Genomic DNA, 2,374 nt, shown 5'->3' with positions numbered 1-2,374 from the left:
CGCGAAATCACTGGGACGGGACGAAGGCCGTCCTGTACAACAACGAGAACGTGCAGCGCACCCTCGACGACGCCGCGACCCAGATCCGGCCGCTGCAGGCCAAGGGCATCAAGGTGTCGCTGTCGATCCTCGGCAACCACCAAGGCGCCGGCATCGCGAACTTCCCGACGCAGGCCGCCGCAGAGGACTTCGCCGCCCAGGTCTCCGCCACCGTGTCGGAGTACGGGCTCGACGGCGTCGACCTCGACGACGAGTACTCCGACTACGGCACGAACGGCACCCCACAGCCGAACCAGCAGTCGATCGGCTGGCTCATCAGCGCGCTCCGTGCCGACATGCCCGGCAAGACCATCTCGTTCTACGACATCGGCCCGGCGTCCTCGGCCCTGGCGTCGTCGAGCTCGGCGATCGGCTCGCAGCTCGACTACGCCTGGAACCCGTACTACGGCACGTACTCGGCGCCGTCGATCCCGGGACTCGGCAAGGACCGGCTGTCGGCGGCCGCGGTCGACATCCAGAACACGTCGCAGTCGACGGCGGTGTCGTTGGCGCAGCGCACGAAGGCCGACGGCTACGGCGTCTTCATGACGTACAACCTGCCGGACGGTGACGTCTCGCCGTACGTGTCGTCGCTCACGCAGGTCCTCTACGGGCAGGCCGCGTCGTACCACTGACGCGCGTCGCTCTGGCGGCTCGCCTCGTGCGCCCCGCGGCTCCGGCTCCGGCCTGGAGGCGCGGGGTACGTCCGTCCCGCCACTCGCGTCGGACGGTGATCTCTCCTCCAGTCCGTGGCAGATCCGGTGCACGATCCTCGGGGTACGCGCACCGAAACCGTCACCTCCGGATCCGTGGATCGGCTCGCCCGACGTCGTACGATCGCCGCGTGGAGGTCGAGTTCGACGGCGAGGTCATCGAGTGGCGCGGTCCGGCGCCGTTCTTCTACGCCGTCGTGCCGCCCGACGCGGCCGAGAGCGTCCACGAACTCGCGCCGATGCTGACGTACGGGTGGGGTGTGGTCCCCGCGCGGGTGCGGATCGGGACCGTGACCTGGACGACGTCGCTCTTCCCGAAGGACGGCGGGTACCTCGTGCCGTTGCGTGCGGCGGAGCGGCGGCGTGCGGGCGTGGAGCTCGGGGACGTGCCGCACGTGACGCTGACCTTCGGCGACGCCTGAGGCGCGGCATCGGCGCCGCCGTGATCGGCGAGGGAGCGTCTGTTGGACGTGGAGGGGATGACGGGAATCGAACCCGCGTAGCCAGTTTGGAAGACTGGGGCTCTACCATTGAGCTACATCCCCGCGGCCGCGCACGTGTCGCAGCCCCATCATCGTAGCGGACGAACAGCGACCGACATGCCACCCCTCGTGACGCTCCCGCCGAGCGACCCGGGACGCCCGCCGCATCCGGTGGTCCCGCGTCGTCTCGTACGTGCTGGTCGTCCTCGCCGCGGTCGTGTTCTCGCTCCGCCCGGCACTGTTCGGCGACCCGCAGACCCAACCCGCACACGCGCTCCTGCACGTCTGGCGGATCGTGCTCGGCGTCGTCCTCGTGCTCGCGGCAGCAGCGGTGCAGATCGCCGTCGGCGTCCGGTGGCGGCGGGACCTCCGGCGTCGTGCCGACGAGGACTGATCCCTCCACAGGGACGCGCCGGGCAACACGGATCCACGACGCTCCACAGCTCCCGGGAACCGCGCGCCCGCAGACCGCTACACTCATCGGGGTCGCATGCGCCCTCCCGGCGTGCGTGGCCACCCCTGGCCCAGTCAAACGGGGCGTAGCTCAGCTTGGTAGAGCGCCCGCTTTGGGAGCGGGAGGTCGCAGGTTCAAATCCTGTCGCCCCGACCAGGTCCACAAGAACGTCAACCAACAGGAGTACATCCCTTGGCCACCAGCACCGTCGACAAGCTGAGCGACACCCGCGTCAAGCTCACCGTGAACGTGACGCCGGAAGACCTCAAGCCGAGCATCGACCACGCGTACAAGCACATCGCCGAGCAGATCAACATCCCGGGCTTCCGCAAGGGCAAGGTCCCGCCGGCGATCGTCGACCAGCGTGTCGGCCGTGGCGAGGTCCTGAACCACGCCGTCGGCGACGCGATCGACAACTTCTACCGCCAGGCGGTGGAGGAGCAGGAGCTGCGCATCCTCGGCCGTGCCGAGGCCGACGTCGCCGAGCTCCCGAACGTGAAGGACTTCACGGGCGACCTCGTCCTCACCTTCGAGGTGGACGTGCGCCCCGAGTTCGACCTCCCGGACTACTCGAGCTACGAGCTCACGGTCGACGCCGTGGACGTCACCGACGAGGAGATCGAGGAGGAGCTGCAGAACCTGCGCACCCGCTTCGGCACGCTCGTCACGGTCGACCGTCCGGCGAC

The 2,374-nt window shown here is 69.3% G+C and carries 4 protein-coding genes and 2 tRNA genes; 5 read left to right on the top strand and 1 reads right to left on the bottom strand.

Annotated elements, in window-relative coordinates:
* A partial coding sequence (locus I59_RS02190; RefSeq protein WP_022902474.1) for an endo-beta-N-acetylglucosaminidase H occupies nt 1–674 on the top strand: 674 nt, incomplete at its 5' end.
* A gap of 209 nt (nt 675–883) precedes the next feature.
* On the top strand, nt 884–1,174 hold the full coding sequence (locus I59_RS02185) for a DUF1905 domain-containing protein (protein WP_022902473.1): 291 nt from the start codon (nt 884–886) through the stop codon (nt 1,172–1,174).
* Nucleotides 1,175–1,223: 49 nt separating this feature from the next.
* Here I59_RS02185 and I59_RS02180 read toward each other — a convergent pair.
* A tRNA-Gly gene (locus tag I59_RS02180) sits at nt 1,224–1,297 on the bottom strand.
* Nucleotides 1,298–1,427: 130 nt separating this feature from the next.
* Between I59_RS02180 and I59_RS02175 the strand changes: the two genes are divergently transcribed.
* From I59_RS02175 to I59_RS02165, 3 genes are all read left to right on the top strand, one after another.
* Nucleotides 1,428–1,628 carry a hypothetical protein gene (locus I59_RS02175; protein ID WP_022902472.1) on the top strand — a complete coding sequence of 67 codons (201 nt, stop codon included), beginning with the start codon at nt 1,428–1,430 and terminating at the stop codon, nt 1,626–1,628.
* A gap of 139 nt (nt 1,629–1,767) precedes the next feature.
* Nucleotides 1,768–1,844, top strand: a tRNA-Pro gene (locus I59_RS02170).
* A gap of 36 nt (nt 1,845–1,880) precedes the next feature.
* Nucleotides 1,881–2,374, top strand: a 494-nt coding sequence (locus tag I59_RS02165) for a trigger factor (protein ID WP_022902471.1), incomplete at its 3' end; no start/stop codon positions are given.

It is taken from the genome of Curtobacterium sp. B8, assembly GCF_000333315.1.
In the GTDB taxonomy this organism is placed as follows: domain Bacteria; phylum Actinomycetota; class Actinomycetes; order Actinomycetales; family Microbacteriaceae; genus Curtobacterium; species Curtobacterium luteum.
This window is presented reverse-complemented; position numbering and strand designations above follow the sequence as displayed.